The organism is Colwellia sp. SU-HH01172 (assembly GCF_057553355.1).
On sequence record NZ_BAAJMB010000001.1, the window covers coordinates 1,380,330 to 1,401,446 of the forward strand.

General features: G+C 39.3%; 19 protein-coding genes and 1 riboswitch. Of the genes, 8 read left to right on the top strand and 11 right to left on the bottom strand.

Annotation, left to right across the window (positions count from 1 at the left end; translation table 11 throughout):
* Positions 1–92: 92 nt before the first annotated feature.
* Together ilvM and ilvG are read right to left on the bottom strand one after the other, a co-directional pair.
* Positions 93–350, bottom strand: a complete 258-nt coding sequence (gene ilvM / locus AC27JP_RS06115) for an acetolactate synthase 2 small subunit (protein ID WP_487113036.1) — start codon at positions 348–350, stop codon at positions 93–95.
* Entirely contained in the window at positions 351–2,015 is a 1,665-nt protein-coding gene (ilvG, locus tag AC27JP_RS06120) for an acetolactate synthase 2 catalytic subunit (RefSeq protein WP_487113037.1), read from the bottom strand. It abuts the gene before it with no gap.
* A gap of 506 nt (positions 2,016–2,521) precedes the next feature.
* Between ilvG and AC27JP_RS06125 the strand changes: the two genes are divergently transcribed.
* Positions 2,522–4,045: a YifB family Mg chelatase-like AAA ATPase gene (locus tag AC27JP_RS06125; protein WP_487113039.1), complete on the top strand. Its 1,524-nt coding sequence runs from the start codon at positions 2,522–2,524 to the stop codon at positions 4,043–4,045.
* Between the two features lie 4 nt (positions 4,046–4,049).
* Here the strand turns inward: AC27JP_RS06125 and ilvY are convergent, their stop codons facing one another.
* The gene (gene ilvY, locus AC27JP_RS06130) at positions 4,050–4,925 is read right to left on the bottom strand and encodes an HTH-type transcriptional activator IlvY (protein WP_487113041.1); all 876 of its coding nucleotides are present in this window, start codon (positions 4,923–4,925) and stop codon (positions 4,050–4,052) included.
* A gap of 191 nt (positions 4,926–5,116) precedes the next feature.
* Here ilvY and ilvC point away from each other — a divergent pair, with 191 nt between their 5' ends.
* Both ilvC and AC27JP_RS06140 read left to right on the top strand, forming a co-directional pair.
* Positions 5,117–6,601: a ketol-acid reductoisomerase gene (gene ilvC, locus AC27JP_RS06135; protein WP_487113042.1), complete on the top strand. Its 1,485-nt coding sequence runs from the start codon at positions 5,117–5,119 to the stop codon at positions 6,599–6,601.
* A 172-nt stretch (positions 6,602–6,773) separates the two neighbouring features.
* On the top strand, positions 6,774–7,169 hold the full coding sequence (locus AC27JP_RS06140) for a Fis family transcriptional regulator (RefSeq protein WP_487113044.1): 396 nt from the start codon (positions 6,774–6,776) through the stop codon (positions 7,167–7,169).
* Between the two features lie 112 nt (positions 7,170–7,281).
* On the opposite strand, the gene AC27JP_RS06145 is transcribed toward AC27JP_RS06140, so the two are convergent.
* Both AC27JP_RS06145 and proB read right to left on the bottom strand, forming a co-directional pair.
* Positions 7,282–8,529, bottom strand: coding sequence for a glutamate-5-semialdehyde dehydrogenase (locus AC27JP_RS06145; protein WP_487113046.1), 1,248 nt, complete (start codon positions 8,527–8,529; stop codon positions 7,282–7,284).
* A gap of 21 nt (positions 8,530–8,550) precedes the next feature.
* Complete coding sequence (proB, locus tag AC27JP_RS06150; protein ID WP_487113047.1) at positions 8,551–9,651, bottom strand: glutamate 5-kinase; 1,101 nt, start codon at positions 9,649–9,651, stop codon at positions 8,551–8,553.
* A 444-nt stretch (positions 9,652–10,095) separates the two neighbouring features.
* Here proB and AC27JP_RS06155 point away from each other — a divergent pair, with 444 nt between their 5' ends.
* The gene (locus AC27JP_RS06155) at positions 10,096–11,001 is read left to right on the top strand and encodes an acyltransferase (RefSeq protein ID WP_487113049.1); all 906 of its coding nucleotides are present in this window, start codon (positions 10,096–10,098) and stop codon (positions 10,999–11,001) included.
* On the top strand, positions 11,001–12,266 hold the full coding sequence (locus tag AC27JP_RS06160) for a mechanosensitive ion channel family protein (RefSeq protein ID WP_487113051.1): 1,266 nt from the start codon (positions 11,001–11,003) through the stop codon (positions 12,264–12,266). The genes AC27JP_RS06155 and AC27JP_RS06160 overlap by 1 nt, the downstream gene beginning before the upstream one ends.
* Here the strand turns inward: AC27JP_RS06160 and tesB are convergent.
* Positions 12,250–13,107, bottom strand: a complete 858-nt coding sequence (gene tesB, locus AC27JP_RS06165) for an acyl-CoA thioesterase II (protein WP_487113053.1) — start codon at positions 13,105–13,107, stop codon at positions 12,250–12,252. The genes AC27JP_RS06160 and tesB overlap by 17 nt on opposite strands.
* A 239-nt stretch (positions 13,108–13,346) precedes the next feature.
* Here tesB and AC27JP_RS06170 point away from each other — a divergent pair, with 239 nt between their 5' ends.
* Positions 13,347–13,601, top strand: coding sequence for a hypothetical protein (locus AC27JP_RS06170; RefSeq protein WP_487113055.1), 255 nt, complete (start codon positions 13,347–13,349; stop codon positions 13,599–13,601).
* An 86-nt stretch (positions 13,602–13,687) separates the two neighbouring features.
* On the opposite strand, the gene AC27JP_RS06175 is transcribed toward AC27JP_RS06170, so the two are convergent.
* The 3 genes from AC27JP_RS06175 to AC27JP_RS06185 all read right to left on the bottom strand — a co-directional run bounded on the left by AC27JP_RS06175 (position 13,688) and on the right by AC27JP_RS06185 (position 18,191).
* Positions 13,688–14,167 carry a hypothetical protein gene (locus AC27JP_RS06175; protein ID WP_487113057.1) on the bottom strand — a complete coding sequence of 160 codons (480 nt, stop codon included), beginning with the start codon at positions 14,165–14,167 and terminating at the stop codon, positions 13,688–13,690.
* 25 nt (positions 14,168–14,192) lie between these two features.
* Positions 14,193–16,007, bottom strand: a complete 1,815-nt coding sequence (locus AC27JP_RS06180; RefSeq protein WP_487113059.1) for a hypothetical protein — start codon at positions 16,005–16,007, stop codon at positions 14,193–14,195.
* A gap of 235 nt (positions 16,008–16,242) precedes the next feature.
* Positions 16,243–16,325, top strand: a riboswitch (cyclic di-GMP riboswitch).
* 81 nt (positions 16,326–16,406) lie between these two features.
* Complete coding sequence (locus tag AC27JP_RS06185; RefSeq protein WP_487113061.1) at positions 16,407–18,191, bottom strand: DUF885 domain-containing protein; 1,785 nt, start codon at positions 18,189–18,191, stop codon at positions 16,407–16,409.
* Positions 18,192–18,427: 236 nt separating this feature from the next.
* Between AC27JP_RS06185 and AC27JP_RS06190 the strand changes: the two genes are divergently transcribed.
* Positions 18,428–19,441 carry a GGDEF domain-containing protein gene (locus tag AC27JP_RS06190; protein ID WP_487113063.1) on the top strand — a complete coding sequence of 338 codons (1,014 nt, stop codon included), beginning with the start codon at positions 18,428–18,430 and terminating at the stop codon, positions 19,439–19,441.
* A 38-nt stretch (positions 19,442–19,479) separates the two neighbouring features.
* Here AC27JP_RS06190 and AC27JP_RS06195 read toward each other — a convergent pair whose 3' ends face one another.
* Positions 19,480–19,962: a 2-thiouracil desulfurase family protein gene (locus tag AC27JP_RS06195; RefSeq protein WP_487113495.1), complete on the bottom strand. Its 483-nt coding sequence runs from the start codon at positions 19,960–19,962 to the stop codon at positions 19,480–19,482.
* Positions 19,963–19,987: 25 nt separating this feature from the next.
* A complete protein-coding gene (locus AC27JP_RS06200) occupies positions 19,988–20,305 on the bottom strand; it encodes a DUF3630 family protein (protein WP_487113065.1) in 318 nt (105 codons plus the stop codon).
* A gap of 179 nt (positions 20,306–20,484) precedes the next feature.
* On the opposite strand from AC27JP_RS06200, the gene AC27JP_RS06205 reads away from it, so the two are divergent.
* Positions 20,485–20,784, top strand: a complete 300-nt coding sequence (locus tag AC27JP_RS06205) for a c-type cytochrome (RefSeq protein WP_487113067.1) — start codon at positions 20,485–20,487, stop codon at positions 20,782–20,784.
* Positions 20,785–21,117: the final 333 nt, after the last annotated feature.

The following is a 21,117-nucleotide window of genomic DNA, read 5'->3' on the forward strand; positions in this document are numbered from 1 at the left end:
AATTTTATTTCATATCAATCAGATAACTCTGAATTGAACAGGGTTTCCTGATTTAGTTTTTATTACTTGTTGCGGTATATTTTAACCCAGCATTATGCGATACATTGCTGTGATGCGCTATTGTCTACTCTGACTTCTTTGATGTCGATTAGTTTATTAATTTGATCAACTAAAAGTTCAATCGGGCGTTCACTTTTGACCAATAATTCAATGGTGCCAATATGAGTGCCGGTATTCACTTGGGCATTAATGCCAGCAATTAAAAAACCACGATAACGAGCCACTTGTAAAATACGTTCAAGTACCACTTGTTTATCATCAGCCTTGATCATCAATTGATAATTGTTCATTTACGTGCTCTCCATCATTTTATCGTTAGCAGTATTCGGCGGAACTAGTGGCCAAACATTATCTTGGGCATTAATTTTAACTTGTAACAAATACGGTCCATCATGATTCATCATTTCTTCGATCGCCGCACTCACTTGCGATTTTTGCGTGATCTGTTGCGCTTTTATATCAAAGGCATTGGCTAACATAATAAAATCGGGGTTATCAGCTAAGTCTGTTTCACTTAATCGGCCATTAAAGAATAGATCTTGCCACTGCCGAACCATGCCCAACTTAGCGTTATCTATCAAAACAATTTTAACCGGTAACTGGAAACGTTTGATGGTCGAAAGCTCTTGCACATTCATCATAAATGAACCATCACCTGATACCGCAATAATACAATCAGTGGGGCGACTTACCTGTGCGCCAATAGCGGCTGGAATGCCAAACCCCATAGTGCCCATACCACCACTGGTTAAAAAGTTACTGGGGTCATCAAATAACATATGCTGCGCTGCCCACATTTGATGCTGCCCAACATCTGTGGTTACACAAGTATTACTCGGCATTTTATCGCTAACTTCTTTTAATACCGCAGGCGCAAAAATTGACTCTCCCGGGTGGTTATAATCCCAAGCAAAATCGACTTTCATTTGTTGACATTGTTCTTGCCAATTACTAATAGATAAGGGAATAGCTAATGCTGGCAAGTTAACTTTTAAGTCACCTAAAATTGCCGCATCAGCAAAACGACGCTTATTGATTTCTGCAGTATCAATATCAAAATGGATCACTTTCGCATTCGGGGCAAATTCATTTAATTTGCCGGTAACTCGGTCATCAAAACGTGCACCAACGGCAATTAGTAAATCACATTCTTGTACCGCAATATTGGCAGCTTTAGTGCCGTGCATGCCCAGCATGCCTAAATAATTTTCATCTTCAGGGTCAATAGCCCCTAAACCTTTTAAAGTTGAAACACTTGGCAAACCTGTAGTTTTCGAAAAGGCTCTAAGTTCATCAATCGCATTGGCCATACCAACGCCACCACCGACATATAATACCGGTTGTGTCGATTGATTTAACAGTGCAATAGCACTACCAACATTGGCTGGAGGCAACTTAACTTTATTTTTCAAACTCACTAGCTCATCTAAACAGCCGTTAACTTCGGCCAGCTGAATATCTTTTGGAATATCAACTAATACGGGACCTTGTCGTCCTTCAAGCGCAATGGCAAAGGCTTGATGTAGCACTTTTGCTAAATCGTTAATATCAGTGACTTGAAAGGAATGTTTAGTGCAAGCCAATGACAAACCAAAAATATCGATTTCTTGGAATGCATCAGAGCCCATCGCAGATGTCGCAACCTGACCGGTTATTGCAACCACAGGAATTGAATCAGCAAGTGCGTCGGCCAATCCAGTAATTAAATTAGTCGCACCAGGACCTGAGGTGGCAAAACATACTCCAACCTTACCCGATGCCCTTGCATAACCGACCGCAGAAAAAGCTGCGCCTTGTTCATGACGGCATAAAAAATGTTCGACATTGCTGTCATATAACGCATCATAAATAGGCATAATGGCCCCACCTGGGTAGCCAAAAACATGCTCAACGCCGTGCTGTTCCAAGACGTTGAATAGCAAATTTCCACCGGTTAATTTTTTTTCTGTTGCCATGTTTTGTTTAACTTTCCAACTACCCTTTATTCAAAAACCATTCAAGTTGATAAAATGTTCTAAAATTTAGTAATTTTCCAGTATTCTCCAAGATAAATGATGCAGTTACAGTGCACGTAAATTATTTAAGCCCTAAAAACAACAAACCCCTCGGTCCTTTCGGAGCGAGGGGTTTGTTATTTTGAATTATTTTTCTTTAGCTCAACAAACAACCTCGCGACGATTTAATAATCACCACGACGAGAATGTTAATAATCACTGAGCTATAATTTTGCATTTTTATTTATTTTTTCTGTAAGTTTATTAATTTTAGTTGCGCTGTTTTCAGCCTATTTAAATTAGTACCATAGCTCTAATCTTCAACGCAAGCATTTTTATTATAGTTTTTTTTAACAAGGTTATTTAATTGGTTATAAACACCTTAATATTAATGGGCTATTTTTCGCACAAACAGCATTCTTTGACTACAATTTCCTGATAACTTGGTACACTAAAAATGGATTTTTATGACCTTGGCCTGTGTTTATAGTCGAGCTAGAATTGGCCTCGACTCACCGTTAGTCACCGTAGAAGTGCATTTGGCTAACGGTTTACCCGCTTTCAACATCGTTGGCTTGCCGGAAACTTCAGTACGAGAAGCAAAAGATCGTGTCCGCAGCGCTATCATCAACTGTGGTTATGAATTTCCTGCCAAACGTATTACGGTCAATTTAGCCCCCGCTGATTTGCCTAAAGAAGGGGGACGGTTTGATTTGCCTATCGCTCTTGGTATTTTGGCTGCAGCATCACAACTACCAGAAACCAATTTAAAGCAATATGAATTTGCCGGCGAGTTGGCTTTATCAGGAGAACTTAGACCTATCATTGGTGAAATTCCGATGGCGATGGCTTGCCAGAAAAGTGGCCGGACTTTGGTTATCCCCAGTGAAAATGCCGAACAAGCGGGCTGGGTAAAACAGGCAAAAATATTGAGCTTGTCACATTTAACCCAGTTATTTCCTCACTTTATGAATCAACAAACTTTACCCTTTGTTAGTGCAAGAATGAGCGAGCACACAACCAGCAATAATCCACATGATATTGCTGATGTTGTTGGCCAACCTTTGGCAAAAAGGGCTTTAGAAATAGCGGCCAGTGGTGGACACAACTTATTATTTATTGGTCCTCCAGGCACAGGAAAAACCATGTTGGCCAGTCGCTTACCGGGCATACTACCGCCGATGACAGAGCAAGAAGCCCTTGATAGTGCTGCGATCCAATCCATTTGCCATAAAAATATTAATCCTGACTCTTGGCTAACTCGGCCATTTAGAGCGCCACATCATACCGCTTCATCAGCCGCGCTGGTTGGCGGTGGTAGCCATCCACAACCAGGTGAAATATCTCTAGCGCACAACGGAGTATTATTTCTTGATGAATTACCTGAATTTGAACGTAAAGTACTTGATGTATTACGTGAGCCAATGGAATCAGGAGAAGTGACAATATCACGTGCATTGGTTAAACAAACTTTCCCAGCACAATTTCAATTAGTTGCGGCAATGAACCCTAGCCCAACCGGCTTTTACAATGATAAACGTAGCAGTCCAGAACAGGTTTTACGTTATTTAAATCGCCTTTCTGGCCCTTTTCTCGACCGTATTGATATTCAAATAGAAGTCACTCGACTACCAAAAGGCATGTGGGCAAATAGTACTGAAAAGAGCGAATCTAGTGAGATTATTCAGCAACGTGTTTTTGTCTGTCATCAACGGCAAATGCTACGCCAAGAAAAAGCCAATGCGCAACTCAGTAGTGCTGAGTTACGAGTCGTTTGCCGACTAAATGCTGATGATAATGAGTTTTTGGAATTAGCAATCGAAAAGTTGAATTTATCAACTCGAGCACACCATAAAATTTTAAAAATTGCTCGTACTCTCGCCGACATGGAAGCGCTAGAAAATATCGAGCGTAAACACTTAACCGAAGCCTTGTCTTATCGGGCAATGGACAGAATATTACGGCATTTAACCGAGGCAATATCCCTTTAACAACTCATTTAATCGCCTCAAAGAAGGCTTTGATTAGTGGTTGATCTTTACTTTGATTCAAGCAACATACTCCCAGATCGAAAGGTTCAATTTCACCTACATTTTCTAGATACTGCACCCGATCTTTCACCGGACTATTTTCTACCACCACTCGCGGCACAATGCCAACACCACAACCCAATGCCACCATACTAACCAAGGCTTCATGGCCTGAAACCGTCGCATAAATATGGGCTTTACCTTGCTGTTTTTTACGAAACCAATATTCAAAACGTTTTCGCGCTGGCCCATGCTCAGGCAAAATAATTGGTACCTCAGACCAAGTAAAGTCTTGCTGAATTTGCTGCTGAACTTGGCAGACCATAGTCGGCGCAATCACAGACAAAGGAATTTCAGCCAAGTGATGAAAAGTAAAAATTCTTGATAATTGCTCTGGTTTGGCGGCAATGGCGAAATCAACTGCTTGTTTTTCCACTTGCTCTAGGGCATCTGCGGCATCACCTGTGGTCAGCATAATTTCCACCAGTGGATGCTGACGTCGAAAGCGTTCAAGCAACGGTGGCAAGTGGCTATAGGCGGCGGTCACAGAACAGTAAATATGTAATTTACCTTGTAATTCAGCCTGCTTTTGGTTCAACGACAATTGTAGCATTTGCCATTGCTCAAGTTGTTGCTCGGCAAACTGGCGAAATTGTTTGCCCGCTTCACTAAGCACAACAGTGCGGTTATCGCGATGCAGCAAAGAGCTACCTAATTCTTGCTCTAGGCGCTGAATCGCACGACTTAACGTCGAAGGACTGACATGATGAAGCTCGGCAGTTTTACCAAAATGAAGTGACTTTGCCAAATCAACAAACATGCGTAATGACTTAAATTCCATACTCGACCTTAAATTAACTAATAACGCTTATCTTGCAGTATTTGCCAATACAATATTGCGTTTTACGCAACACTGCAATGCAAATATATCATTTTAGGCAACACTAAATTTACGTTAGGATATTGCTCAGATCATAAAATTGATAAATTTATTAAGATTGCTTGGTTCATCACCAAGTACAGGAGAGCAAGATGGCTAACTATTTCAATACTTTAAGTTTACGTGAGAAATTATCACAATTAGGCAAATGCCGCTTTATGCAACGTGAAGAGTTCAGCGACGGTTGTAATTTCATTAAAGATTGGAGTATTGTCATTGTCGGTTGTGGTGCTCAAGGCCTGAATCAAGGGTTGAATATGCGTGATTCTGGCTTAAATATTTCTTATGCCCTACGTGATGCTGCCATTGCCGAAAAACGTCAGTCATACCAGTGGGCGAGCGAGAATGGCTTTAAGGTTGGTAGTTACCAAGAATTGATCCCACAGGCCGATTTAGTATTGAACTTAACCCCTGATAAGCAACATACCTCGGCCGTTAGTGCGGTTATGCCACTAATGAAGCAAGGGGCAACACTTTCTTATTCACACGGTTTTAATATCGTTGAAGAAGGCATGCAAGTTCGCCCTGACATCACAGTAGTGATGGTAGCGCCTAAATGTCCGGGTACTGAAGTCCGTGAAGAATACAAACGTGGTTTTGGTGTACCAACGCTAATTGCTGTCCACCCTGAAAATGATCCTCAAGGTAACGGTTTAGCCATTGCAAAAGCTTATGCTTCGGCGACCGGTGGCGATCGCGCTGGTGTATTGGAATCATCATTTATTGCCGAAGTAAAATCTGACTTAATGGGTGAACAAACGATTCTATGCGGCATGTTACAAACCGCCGCTGTTTTAGGGCATAAACAACTTATTGCCCAAGGTATGGATGCGGCTTACGCTCGTAAATTACTACAATATGGCATTGAAACTACTACTGAAGGTTTGAAGCATGGTGGTATCACCAACATGATGGATCGTCTGTCAAATCCGGCAAAAATCAAAGCGTTTGATATGTCTGAAGAATTAAAAGTGATTTTACGCCCATTGTTTGAAAAACATATGGACGACATTATTGAAGGTCGCTTCTCTGCAACTATGATGGAAGATTGGGCGAATGATGACGCCAACTTATTAAAATGGCGCGCAGAAACAGCCGAAACTACTTTTGAATTAGCACCAGATTGCGAGACTGAAATTACTGAACAAGAGTATTACGACAAAGGTATTTTCGTAGTTGCTATGATCAAAGCAGGTGTTGAGTTAGCATTCGAATCTATGGTGGCTGCAGGCATTATTGAAGAATCAGCCTATTATGAGTCACTACACGAAACCCCGTTAATCGCCAACTGTATTGCTCGTAATAAACTATATGAAATGAACGTGGTTATTTCTGATACTGCCGAATATGGTAACTATTTATTTACTCATGCCGCGGTACCATTATTAGCTGATTACGCTAGTAACTTAACGTTAGAGCAATTAGGTGAAGGTCTTCCAGCAACTAGCACAGGTGTTGATAATGTGCGCTTGATTGAAGTTAATGAAGCTATCCGCAGCCATCAAGTAGAAGTGGTAGGTAAAGAGCTACGCGGCTATATGACAGATATGAAACGTATTGTAGAAGCCAATAGCTAACCTTTATCAGAGGCTTACTAGCAATCAGCTAGGCAATACGATTTTAACGGCATTGGTAATTAACCAGTGCCGTTTTCATTTTATTCCTGATAAATTTATTTAATTTACTATCAATAAGCCACGGTTAATGAAAAAATTCATGCTATTAAATAGTGACTAGCGATAGCAATAAATGAAACTTAATAAAACCACACAAAAACTCGATAACAATATCTGCAAAGCACTAACCATTGCGTGTGAAAGTACCTTGCACGAAATTAACGGGTTTTCGTGGTTAACACATCGCGCAAATTATACCAATTTTCCAGCAAGCTTAGTGGTGACCTGTGTTTTTGAAACAGACGCTGAAGTTATCGCAATGAAAGAAGCCTCATTAGACGAGCAGCTGCGGAAAACTATTCAAAAGCAATTATTAAAAGTCGGAGTTGTGCTCAAGAATGTGCGTCAGAATATTCATTTTGACAGTGAAGAGTCATGCACACGAGAACACCAAGGACGTTGGCCAGAGCGCTTACAGCTGAATAGCCCTAAACAAAAGCCCAATAAAAGTCGCCAAAAACTGCATTAGTTAAACCGCTGCTCGGCCTTAAAGCTAGTTTCATTGCACTAGCCAAAAATCACCGACAATAGCTATTATTGTCGGTAATATGGCCAATAGATAACTTAACCTGAACTTAAAGTTAATCCCTAACTTGCCCGTCACCTAGTACGACAAATTTTTCAGTGGTTAAAGCGGCTAAGCCCATAGGCCCATAAGCATGCAATTTACTGGTAGAAATACCTATTTCTGAACCTAAACCTAGTTGGCCGCCGTCAGAAAAACGCGAAGAAGCATTGACCATCACCACAGATGAATTAATTGCTCGAACAAAGCGCTGACTGCGACTGCTGTCTTGAGTAACAATAACTTCGGTATGGTCTGAGCTATAGCTTTGAATATGCTCAATAGCCAGAGCAAAACTTGGCACTACTTTCACGGCAATTTCTTGCGCTAAGTACTCGGCTTGAAAATCAGCATCTGTTGCTAACTCCGCATCGTGAAAGTAGCTAATGCTTTCACTGCAGGCATGAACTTTCACTTGCGCAGGCAATAATGCGGATGCCATTTTAGGCAGCAGCTGAGCAGCGATATCAGCATGTACTAATACCGTTTCTAGTGCATTACAGGCACTTGGCCTTTGGGTTTTACCATTAACAAGAATATTGAGCGCTTTGTCAAAATCAGCATATTTATCAATAAATAAATGACATACGCCTTTAAAGTGCTGAATAACGGGGATCTGGCTATGCTCAGTGACGTAGCGTATTAAGCCTTCACCACCACGTGGGATCACTAAATCAATACTTTCACGCTGCTTCAACAAGCGTTCAATGACATCACGACTAGTATCAGGGATAACGGTAATGCAATTTTTATCAAAATTGGCTTGCTCTAATACTTGGTGTAAACATTTCGCCAAGGCAATATTACTATGAATCGCTTCCGAGCCGCCGCGTAAAATTACTGCATTACCAGATTTCAAACATAAGGCTGCTGATTCGGCAGTGACATTCGGTCGCGCCTCATAAATCATGGCAATAACGCCGAGTGGAATGCGCATTTTTCCCACTTGAATTCCGTTAGGTCTTAGTGACAAGTTACTAATATGACCAACGGGATCATCTAAATGTACAATGTCTCGAATAGCGTCCGCAATATCAGTAATACCTTGCTCAGTTAATAACAATCTATCAAGCATGGCAGGTGATAAGCCCTTGTCTCTACCCGCTGCTATATCTTTGCCATTCTCAATAATAATTGCTGCAGAACTTGCAACAATGGCATCAGCCATTTTTAACAATAATTCATTTTTTTCTTGGCTGGTTAATTGCGCTACGGCTAACGCAGCACGCTTAGCTAATACTGCACTCTTTGTTATATCAAACATGAATTTTACCCTAATTTCTGTTTACGAGTTCACAACCATATCATCACGATGAACGACAACTTTACTCGGACAGCAACCCAATAACACAATGATTTCGTCACTTTTCTTGCCTTGAATTCGCTTCAAATCACGCTCACTGTATTGGCTGATCCCTTTGGCAATATGTTGACCACTAGCATGGTCAAAAATATCGACACAATCGCCAACTTTAAATGCCCCGACTACGCTAACAACACCTGACGGTAGCAAAGATGCCCCCTTCTTCGTTAAGGCTTGCACAGCTCCTTCGTCCAACATGACTTTGCCGCTACTTTTTAACGTGTGTTTTAACCAATGTTTTCGGGCGCGCGTTGCACCTTGTTTACCGATAAAGTGGCTTCCTGGGTTTTCGCCTCGCAGTATTTTTTCAAAAACATCACCGCGGCTACCATTTAAAATATAGGTTTCAATGCCGTTTTCTACCGCTTTTTCTGCGGCCTGTATTTTTGTTTTCATACCACCAGTAGCGATATGATTACTCGTAGCGCCAGCCATGGCATACACTGATTGATCTATTTTAGTAATTTCAGGCAGTAATTTTGCCTGTGGATTTATCCGTGGATCTTGCTCGTATACGCCATTCACATCACTTAAAATAAAGAGACTATCGGCTTCACTAACTAAGGCAACTAAAGCCGCCAAGTTATCGTTGTCACCAACCTTTAATTCATCAGTGGCGACAGTATCGTTTTCGTTAACAATTGGGATCACACCATTCTCTAACAATATTCTTAAGGTGTTTTTAATATTGATATAACGTTCCCGGTCTTTTAAGTCGCCATGAGTTATCAATAACTGGCTACATGGCACATCAAAAAAGCGTTGCCAATTAGCCATCATTTTCATTTGTCCAACCGCAGCCATGGCTTGCTTGGTGGGAATTGAGGGGTTGGGAGAACCGTGCGCAATTAAATTTCTGCCCGCAGCAACGCTGCCAGATGAGACCAGAATTATTTCTTTACCTGCTTGTTGGCATTCGGTAATAAAGCGAGCAATGGCAAGTAAATACTTACCACTACATCCCATGGCATCTGGAGAAACCAAAGCACTACCCACTTTAATAACCGCACGATTAAACTTCATGACGACCCCTCTATTTAGTGTTCATTAAGCTTGCCTTGAAAGGCGGTTGATTTGCAATCAACTTTTGCATTTAATCTAGACTTGTTTGCTATTTTCTAATGCTTTATGGAATTAGCTTGCTTAAGTTATGATTTTGTTACGCTAAAAGCGTGATTTACATATCAATAATCCTTAGCAATAAATATATGTTGCGTTTTTATCCAATTTATTTTTGCCTTGCCAACACCAACAGGTAATGAATCATGACCAACTTCAGCTAAAAAAACATAAATTAAATACTGCTTTTGTGACTTTCATCACAATTAATCACCTGATAGTAAATAAATGCATAAAGACTTCTGGCTAATTATCGATTAATTTTTAACGATTTTTACTGAAAATCAGTATGAAACCCATTAAGATTAACGCCAGTAATTATGGTCTTAATTTTTTGGTTTTTGTTCTATGCTACATTTTTTACCTAGTCCTGTTATTAGTTGCCTCTCGCTTATTTTATACATAGCTAACACCATATTATGGCTAGTGCCGATACTAATATGTTCACTATTGAAGGCGTTAGTGCCGTTAAATTTATGGCAAAAATTCTTTAGTTACTTGCTCGATCAAATGGCAAGCAACTGGGTTTTATTTAATACCTTGAATCAAAAATTGTTTACTAAAACACAGCTTAACGTTACTGGTTTAGAAAAATTAAAGATGAAAGACTGGTATTTAGTGGTTAGTAATCATCAAAGCTGGGTAGACATTGTGGTTTTACAACGTGTTTTGCACGGCAAAATCCCATTCTTGAAATTCTTTCTAAAAAGAGAATTAATCTACGTGCCTTTGTTGGGTTTAGCATGGTGGGCCCTCGACTTTCCTTTTATGAAGCGTTATAGCCAGCACTTTTTAAAAAAGAACCCGCATTTAAAGGGCAAAGATATTGAAACCACAAAAAAAGCCTGTGAGAAGTTTAAGCATAAGCCAGTAAGTGTAATGAATTTTATTGAAGGGACTCGCTTTACTAAAGAGAAACACCAAAAGCAAAATTCACCATTTCAACGCTTACTAAAACCTAAAGCCGGTGGTATCGGCTTTGTTTTACAGGCAATGAAAGGCAACCTGAGCAAAGTGGTTAACGTAACCATTTATTATCCTGAGGGTACACCTAGCTTTATTGACTTTTTATCGGGGCGTGTTACGCAAGTAGATATCGCGATTGAAACACAAGATATCGATGAAACGCTTCAAGGTGATTATGTTAATGATCGTGCCTACAAGATCCAATTTCAAAAGTGGGTAAATCAACTTTGGCTTGATAAAGACCAAAAAATGCTGCAACTTGAAGAAAAGGCCAACAAGGAAATGTAATGCAAGCGATAATCACTTCATGGTTAACGGAACAAGGTGTCAATGCGTCTTATATAGCACTTAGCACTGCCGCGATAGGTTGCACAATAATATTGCTGTTATGCAGCATGAGTTTTTACCTAACAAAACATCAAGTGCTAGTGATTATCCACAAGCTGATTACTGCATCAAAAAATACTTGGGATGATTTATTATTTGATCATCAAGTTTTTTCTCGTATCGCGCTACTTGTTCCTTTTGTCCTGTTACTGCTATTAACGCCAATATTTATTGAAGTTGAATCTTTGCTGGCCAGCATATTAATCATTTTTGCCAAAGTTGCGATTTGCTTTCAGATAGCTCGCAGCATTAGTTCGGTACTCAATGTTATTAATAGCGTTTATAGACAAACCGCCAGTGAGCGCTATTTACCATTAAATTCGACCTTGCAAGTCATTAAGCTTGTGGTTTACTTAGTGGCAACCATTTTGGCAATATCACTCGTTCTAGACCGTTCACCACTATATTTACTCAGCGGTTTAGGTGCTTTAACCGCCGTACTTATTTTAGTCTTTCAAGATACAATCAAGGGACTAGTCGCTAGTATTCAAATTTCCGCCAATAAAATGGTGGCGCCGGGTGACTGGATTGAACTCCCTAAATACGGTGCCGATGGTGATGTCATTGAAATCGGTTTAAATACCGTGAAAGTGAAAAATTTTGACAATACCATCACCACAGTACCCACTTATGCATTAACCAGTGGTTCATTTAAAAACTGGCGAGGCATGTTGAATTCTGGGGGGCGACGTATTAAACGCGCAATTGTGATTGATGTACGTAGCATTCACTTTTACAAGCAAGAAAAAATTGAAACGCTTAAATCAGTACATTTAATTAGTGATTACTTAGCCGGTAAGCAACAAGAAATCTCGCAAACAACTGGTACTGTTACTGAACAATCCCCTTTAACGTTAGCAACATTAAACACTCGACAGTTAACCAATATCGGCACATTCAGGGCATATATCACCGCTTATTTACAGCAACACAGTAAAGTTCATCAAGAAATGACCTGTATGGTAAGACAGCTACCCTCAACAGAGGTTGGTTTACCGTTGGAATTATATTTCTTCAGTAATGACAAGAATTGGGTTAACTATGAAGCGATACAGGCTGATATATTTGACCACCTGTATGCTGCTGCACCCATGTTTGATTTACGAATATTTCAACACCCAAGTGGCTATGATTGGCAAAGTGCTAATTCTAGCGCTGACGCATAACACCTTCTTGCATGGTTGAAGCCACAAGTAAGCCATCACGATTGAATATTTGCCCTTTCACAAGTCCTCGGCCACCGCTAGCTGATGGACTGTCAATACTATAAAGTAACCATTCATCTAAACGAAATGGCCGATGAAACCACATGGAATGATCTATGGTTGCTAGTTGAAAGTTCGGATGCCAATAACTCAGCCCATGCGGATAAAGTGCAGTTGGCAAAAATAGAAAGTCTGACGTATAGGCAAGCAAATAAGTGTGAATTCGCAAATCATCTGGTAAACAGCCATTGGACTTTATCCACATTTGGCATTTAGCTTCTGCTTTTGCCGGCTTAACCCAGTTATATTGCTCAACCGGACGGATTTCTATTGGTTTTTCCGATAAAAATTTACCGCGAATTTCTTCTGGAATAGCTGCCTGATTATCAAAAATAAAATCGGTATAAGATTTTAATGCTTCCGGTCCTGGCACGTTCGGCATAACATCTTGATGGTCAAAGCCGGTTTCTTGCTGTTGAAACGACGCTGTCATATAAAAAATAGCTTTACCATTTTGAATAGCATTAACACGTCGAGTATTAAAACTGCGACCATCTCGAATATTTTCAACTTGGTAAACAACCGGCTTACTGGCATCACCAGGCCTTAAAAAATAAGAATGTAATGAATGAACATGGTGAGTGGCAGCAACTGTTTCTTGTGCTGCAGATAGGGCTTGTCCCATGACCTGACCACCGAATAATGCGCGAAAGCCTAAATCCTGACTATTACCTCGATAAATTCCTTGCTCTATCACTTCCAGCTTTAATAATGCCGATAAATCATTCAACACCTGACTCATACAAACTCTTAATTTTATTGACTACAATTGCCGACATTATAACCACCAAAGACATAATTTATAACGCTTTTGGCGTAGAAACTAAAATTTTATCGAGTAACTGAACGATTTAATTAAGCTCATTGTTGAATAAATAAACAAAATATTACCACTTTAGTGTTGAATTTAATTAACATCTAATATAAGTTGCTTTTAGTAACAACAAAATTATTCGATGAAAAATTAACAAAGAGGCAATTGTGCAAGCAGTTCTTAAACGCGAAGTTTTACTAGAAAGACGTCAATATACCCCAGAACAATCAAATTTATGGGATAAGTTGTCACTTGCACAGAAATTTGCCACCAGCAGTTTGACGCAATTTGGTTATGACTTAGCATTTATTCGCAATAGTCGAGCCGGTAATATAGCGGTGTTATTATGCGATAATAATGCAGCAACCATTAGTGACGATGGTGAGATTGATACCGCACCAGATATAACCATTCGACCTTAATACAAACGATATCGAAACTGCTAAAAATCCACCATTGTATGTGGATTTTTTAATATTTAAACAGCCCTTCTTTTGTGACTAAGTGACTATTTTTTCTTCTCTTTTTGCAATAAAGCATCGACTAATAGTATGCAACCATTGATGTTATTACTTGACCACGCTCGCTTGATTTCACTATTGGATTGGCTAATATGGCTAGAAAACGCTTTGTATGAACCTTTTTGATAGCCTTCATATACCTTCTTAACTGCCGACTGCAGTTTACCTTTGGCGCGAATACTATCATTGAAAATTACCGCATAGTTATTTACTAGGGGAGAAATCAACTCCAGCAATTTTGCATCTATATTGCCACTATCCCTTAAATCAACTAGCTTTTGCTTAGCAATTTCTTCATAGCGTTGGGCAATAATGGCAACGGTTTCTAAGTAAACTTTATTTTCTTTTTTGGCTGCTGAAACCTCCCTTTTCATTAGAATAATTTCACGTTGTAGACTTTCTGCTTTAAAAAAGAAATATATACTAACCGCAACAAATATTGCGATGACCGCTAAAAAAAATATCATTCTCTACCTTTAATTATTTGCTAAATTATTTACTAATTCCTTCACTTAAACGCGAAAGGAAAACATAGGGGTCAATATCTTGGATATTGGGCGAATCAACGGAAAAGCTAATTTTAACTGAATAATCACCTAAGTTGGCAAAAAATCTAGTATTTATTGCTTGTTTAATACGCGTCAATTTAATTTGTACTTGCTCAACATCTTGATGGGGGCAAAAAAATAAATACTCTCCTGCACTTATTTCACCTGAGTAATCCTCTTCATCTAAATTTTCATTAATGATAATGGCAATCGCTTGATAAACATCTGCCAATGTTTTGCTACTGAAATGAAATTTTAACTCTTGCCAGTTTTCAACCACCAAGTAAGCAATTGCAACATTATATTGGTATTTGCGCGCTATTTTATATTGCTGTTGATACCAATGTTTAGTCTTTACTGGTCGTGCTAATTGATTATTAGGTAATTCGACTTCGTCATAACCTTGATATAATTTTTGACGATAACGACGAAACTGTCGCCAAATAGACAACACGACAATAACACTTAACAGCACTGACATGAGGGTTATTTGCAGCTCTTGTCGGTGATATTTTTCTCCAAAGCGTATGCTTAATTCACTTTTTTCCGCTAAATTCAATGCTAAATTTCTAGTTTGATTACTGGTATTATCGGCTACCGTCGCGATGGCATTTTTCACTTTCACATCGGAATTAAACTCTTGATATAATTCAATGTAACGTTGCTGCACGTCAATAACATGCTGCAATTGATTAGTTGTTTGGTAATGCTCGCTCAACAATAAATATAACTCTATTTGCTGAGGGGTTAAGACTAATGTCGCCGCCAATTGTTCCGCAGCCAGCAAAAGTTGAACAGCTTGTTTTGACTCATCTAAGGCAAAATGAACCTTTGCTAAGGCAATTTGTGCAGAGAGTTTAGTGCGTGGCAAATTGTAGCGTTCAAAAATGGTTAAAGCCGCAAACAAATGCTCTTTAGCTTGTGAGAAGTTTTGTTGCTGATATAACACTTGCCCTAAACCAAGCTCAGCATAAGAAGCTCGAATATTTAGGCCATATTTGGCAGCAGACTGCTTAGACTCTCGATAAGCATGGTAGGCATCATCATACTGATGCAGTTGAAAATAAGCTGCAGCAAGTAAATGATATGTTCTCGCAATGCCTTTCATTTTAGACATTTCAACACGCAACTTTAATACTCGGTTCAAAAGTTGCGTAGCATTGTCATACTCAGCCAAATAAAAATGCGCATCGGCAATAATTTCAAGCAATTCAATTTGTGCTACCCGTTGCTGATTTTGCGCAAGCAACAACTCAACTTTCTTTAGCTCACTTGTCGCCAAGGCATAATCTGCGTTCAGTGCATACGCGACCACGGAATATGCTCTTGCTTGTAGATGGAAATTCATATTGCCAGCTTGCTCGGCCATCCAAACAATTTCTTGTGAAATATCTCTAAGTCGGCTGTATTTTCCCTGGGAATAATAACCACGAGCGACCTTGAGCAATAAATCTAGTTTGACTAGTACATCAATTTTTTCAACCTCACTACCATACTGGGCAAACTGCTGTGCGGCTGCCAAATCACCACGATTAAAAGCAATATCAGATAACAGAGAAAATGCTTTAGCAACCATATCTCGGCTATAGTTTTTCCTATCATTGACAATGGCTTGGGAAACTTTTACCACATCTTGATAAATTAATGATTCCTTATCCTGAGCATAATAGTTGTTCAGCAACATGCGATAATTTTTATTATCGCTTTGCGCCGTCGCATGACTAGCGAAAGCAAGCCAATAGCTCAACATAATGCACATCAACATTCTTATCATTTAGTAAAAACTTCCATGTTGAATATTTAAGACCATTCAGTTGGGGTAATACATTTTAAAAAATAGCGCAGTTTTGCGCTAAAAAGTTCGGCGTTGCAACTAAATATTTTTTAGTACTTTTGACTAATAATTAATATGTTAACGCAAGAATCTATCAGATTACATTAAAATTAGTTTACAAATAGAATTCTTTATCTATAATCGTCCTTGAGCTGCTAAAGCTCGACAAGGGCAAACCCAGTGAAAACTGGAGACGCAAAGTTACCGATCTAAGGGGAAACCTATGATAGCGGGACTGCCAAATTTAGATATAGTGGGGGCTTGTCTTCATTGACCAGCTCGCCATCATAACCATCGGTAACTTTGCGTGCCTTCCTTTGTCTATCAATTATTTTCTTCTTTTTCAGTTATGTGTAGCGCTTTACGCGCCTTAACATAGTCAGTAATAATTTCTTCAAGCATAGATAATGGCATAGAGCCATTTTTCAAAATTTGATCATGAAAATCTCTTAAATCAAATGACTCGCCTAACTGCGCTTCGGCCATTTTACGTAAGCGTTTAATTGTCAATTCACCCATTTTGTATGACAACGCCTGCCCAGGCCAAGAAATATAGCGATCGATTTCGGTTTTAACATTATGCAATGACAAAGCCGTGTTACTGGCTAAGAAATCCATAGCTTGCTCTCGACTCCAACCTTTTGCGTGCATACCGGTATCAACAACCAATCGACAAGCTCGCCACATTTCATAAGTAAGACGGCCAAAGTCACTGTATGGACTTTGATAAAATCCCGCTTCAATGCCTAAATATTCTGAATATAAACCCCAACCTTCACCGAACGCAGAAATATATGTGTTGTTACGAAATTTCGGTACGTTCTCCATTTCTCGCGCGATTGAACCTTGCAAATGATGCCCAGGCACCGCTTCATGTAATGTCAGAGCTTCTAATACATACAAGGGACGACGATCTAATCGGTAGGTGTTAACCCAATAGTTGCCCGGTTGGTCATCTCGGGACGGTCCTGAATATCGACCGGTGGTATATTTAGGCGCAATATTGGCTGGAACTTCTATAACGCCATATGGTGTCCTTGGTAAGGTTTTAAAGAACTTAGGCAGTTGTGCATCCATTTTCTTCGCGATAAATGATGCTTCTTTTAGCAAACCTTCAGGGCTAGTGGCGTAAAATTGCTTATCGGTACGTAAAAATTGAACAAAATCAGCAAAACTGCCGTCAAAACCAACTTGCTCAATTATACGCTCCATTTCAAGACGAATACGTTTCACTTCTTTCACGCCTGTTTGATGAACTTGCTCAACACTCATTGGCAATGTGGTGTAATGTTGTAATCTATTTAAGTAATAGCTATCACCATTGGGCAGTGAAACTGCCGCGATATTTTTCCGTGCATTGGGCTGATACTTTTCCACCATATAATCATAATATTCACGGTATGTTGGAATAACTGATTGTAAAATAATCTGGGCAGCTGCAATTCTTAATTCTTCTTGAAGTTGTTTTGAAAACAACTTTGGCATAGTGACAAACGGCTGATAATAGCTGCTAGTCGTTGCATCAGTTGTGATAAAAGCTTTGATAGAGTCTTCAAAACCCATCAGCACCACTTGTGGTTGAGTTATGCCTTCTGCAATACCTTTATCCATCCACGCCATTTGTTGAGCAAAATACTGCGGAAGTGCTGATAATCGCATTAAATAGTCGCGATAGTCTTGCTCTGTTTTAAAGCTGACTTGTTGATTAATACGGCTGATCCAAACATGAAAACCAGACTCTGCCGTTAACGGCATGTAATGTTCTTTATTAATGTAACTATCGAGCTGATTTTTAATGGTATAAGACAGTACGGAATAATTAATCTGTGCGGCTCGATCTAACTGTTTATTATCTATTGCAGTTAAACGTTGGTATATAGCGAGTAATAGTTGGTGCTGTTGTTCGAGCTTACTAGGAGACAAGTCAGGTAGCTGATTATTGGTTTTACCGGCGAGATCTTGATTGAACGGACTTTGATGATCTTTAAAAGATTGATAGTCACTGATCACCTCGTCAAGTTCACTCGTTACAGCTGGCTTTTGCACATGACTAGTTTGACAAGCCGCTAAAAAAAACACCATGACGGCGATAGAAAAAAATACTTTCATTAAAAATCCCAACGATAAACAATTAAAACTATTTCAAAGTTAATAACCATAACAAAACAAAGGTATTTATAAAGTATTAAGTGATATTTCGCTTAACAAAAAATTATTTACAAATTAATATTAAAAAATGGCGTTTTAATCACCAATTAGCGTATTTAACTATGGCACTTTTGCACAATTTACTAGAGAATACTTACTTTAATAAACGAAGATAGTCAGGTTTAAAGGTTGGAATAGTGAAGTACCATGATTCCATAGTACAAGCCGAACAGAAAATGCATGCCGCCATAAAACAATTACAATTATGGCATATACCCGCGACGCCAATAAATTACGCTGTTAGTTATGACTATCTGAATAAAAGCTCGAAGGCGCTTAATAACGCCATTGAAGAACAACTGGTCACGGGTAAAAAACTCGATAACTTTTTTTTAGAGGAAGTTTACCGCCAGTTTGTTTTAGGCCAAAGCGCACTTAATGGTGAACTGATCGACGATCTCGACGAAGTGCTTGTCGACATGCAAAACAATAATAAGAAATCTACACACTGCACTGAGCACTTGGTGAACCAGCTAGATGAAAATATTGCCAATTTGAAGTCGACCAACAAACGTGAAATATTCACCGCGATCAAGCAAATACGTCATGCCACCCAAAAGTTTAAAGCAGAACAGCAACAACTGACCGAACAGTTACTTGCCTCTCAGCAATCTACAGATGCCTTAAGAACTGAATTAGACGATGTTAAAAAAGAAATTTACTTAGATCCGTTAACTGGGTTATATAACCGTAAAGCCATGAGTAAACATTTAGACATTTGGTTGTCAGATGACCCAAATAAACAAGTGGCTGCGATCATGGTTAATATTGATCAATTCTCACAATTGAATGATCAATTTGGTCCATTAATTAGTGATGTCTTACTAACAAAAGTTGCCAATAAGATCAGTAGTTACGTTGGTGAAAGCGGTTTACCTGTGCGATCAGCCGGTGATGAGTTTTTAATATTATTACCCGACGTTGAACGCAGTATTGCTGGCGAAATTGCGGAAAAAATTCGACAAGGTGTCGAGAAGTTAAGATTTGTTAGTAGTAAATCAGGCACTCGCTTACCACAAATGACCCTAAGTATTGGTGTAAGTGATTATAATGTTGCCACCAATGCCAATGCTATCATCACAAAAACAAGACAACTTATTGATCATATGACCAGCAACCTCACTAACCACGTCAATATTGCCAAAGCATAGCTCAATCTTTTTCCTTAAAATTAAAGCACCATTCTTACCTAAAGCTTTGCGTCAATAACCGCCATGTCAGCAAACAATTCCTGCATATTTGTCTCTGAATAAACCTTGATGCCATGGGCTTTTAATAACTGAGTCGTCAAACCTTGACCCGGTATTTTTTTATTTCTGAAGGAGCCATCATAGATCATTGTACTACCGCATGAAGGGCTTGATTCTTTTAGCAATGCGTAACGAACCCCATGCAATTGACACAAACGCAATGCTTCATTAGCACCGCGTTCAAACGCGGTCGTAACATCTTCACCTGTATCTGTGATGATTTGAATACTCATGTCTGTTTTATGCTGAATTTCCGCCGGTGCTCGCGGAGTGGCTAAACCACCGGCCAACTCAGGGCAAATCACCACTAATCGCTGCTGTCGTTGCCAGCGTTGAATAACACTTTCAGTTAATAAATTATCTTTACCGTCGTATCTAACTTTGTTGCCTAAAAAGCAACTACTGATCAATATTTTATCCAAGCTAATCTCTCTACACTTTTCCATGTTATCCAGTTGATTGTACTAATATTTCTTTGATTGCTAACAGACCCACGGCGTCATACTCTGTTGCACATTCAAGCCAGCACGAATGACTATACTCTTCAAAATTTAGCAATAACTCTGAGTGCTGAAACTGCACACGAACACTATACAAGTCAGCACCTTGAACACGTTCAATGACCTGAGCAGATGTTAGCATTAACAGTTTTTCGCTGAGCGTTTCACAATCTTCCATTGACCAATCAGAGCTAAATTGAATTTGTAATACCATAGCGCTAATTAACTCTAACGAGACTATGTTAATTTCAGCTGCTTTATTCATGAATAAGCTATATTCCTATTAATATTATTTTATTGGCTAAAACTTGTGCTAGCGCAACAAAATATTAGATAAAATTTCTTACTGGCACGATACCAAAAAAAGCAAGGACAATTGATTACTTTTTACATATAATCAGGTAAGGATCCTTTAAAATTATTTATCAAAGAGAGATAATATTTATGAAAAAACTTACTTTAGCTGTTGCTGCTACGGTTATGATGGCTTCACCTGTATTCGCTGGCGATGCTGCTGCTGGTAAAGCTAAATCAGGCATGTGTGCTGCATGTCATGGCGCTGCTGGTATTTCTGCAGTACCTATGTATCCTAATCTTGCTGGCCAAAAAGAAGCATACCTAGCTAAGCAATTAAAAGATTTTAAAGCGGGCACCCGTAAAGATCCAGTAATGGCACCTATGGCTATGGCTTTATCTGACGAAGACGTTGCTAACATTGCAGCATACTACGCAAGCCTTAAGTAACATTAAGCACAGCTGTGATAGAAAAGCGCTAATTAGCGCTTTTTTTGTTTCTGTAAACCTAGGGGCTATTGATCTTTCGCGGTTAAATTTTGTTCGAGATAAAAGCGTTTTAATCGCGGCGAGTTGTGTGTGGCCTAGTCATTCTCGGCTTTATCTCCTGAGTCGCCCTGCCTTCTGCGTCCATGCAGTCGTAAGCAAATACGACTCACAGCTTTCGCGTCCTGCTCACGCTAAGTACCAACATCGTGTAGGCAACAAAGAGTAAAGCGCTTTTGGCCAAATCCTTCGGGCAACATTTGTTGACCATTTTTACAGCGTTATCACCTTTTTATG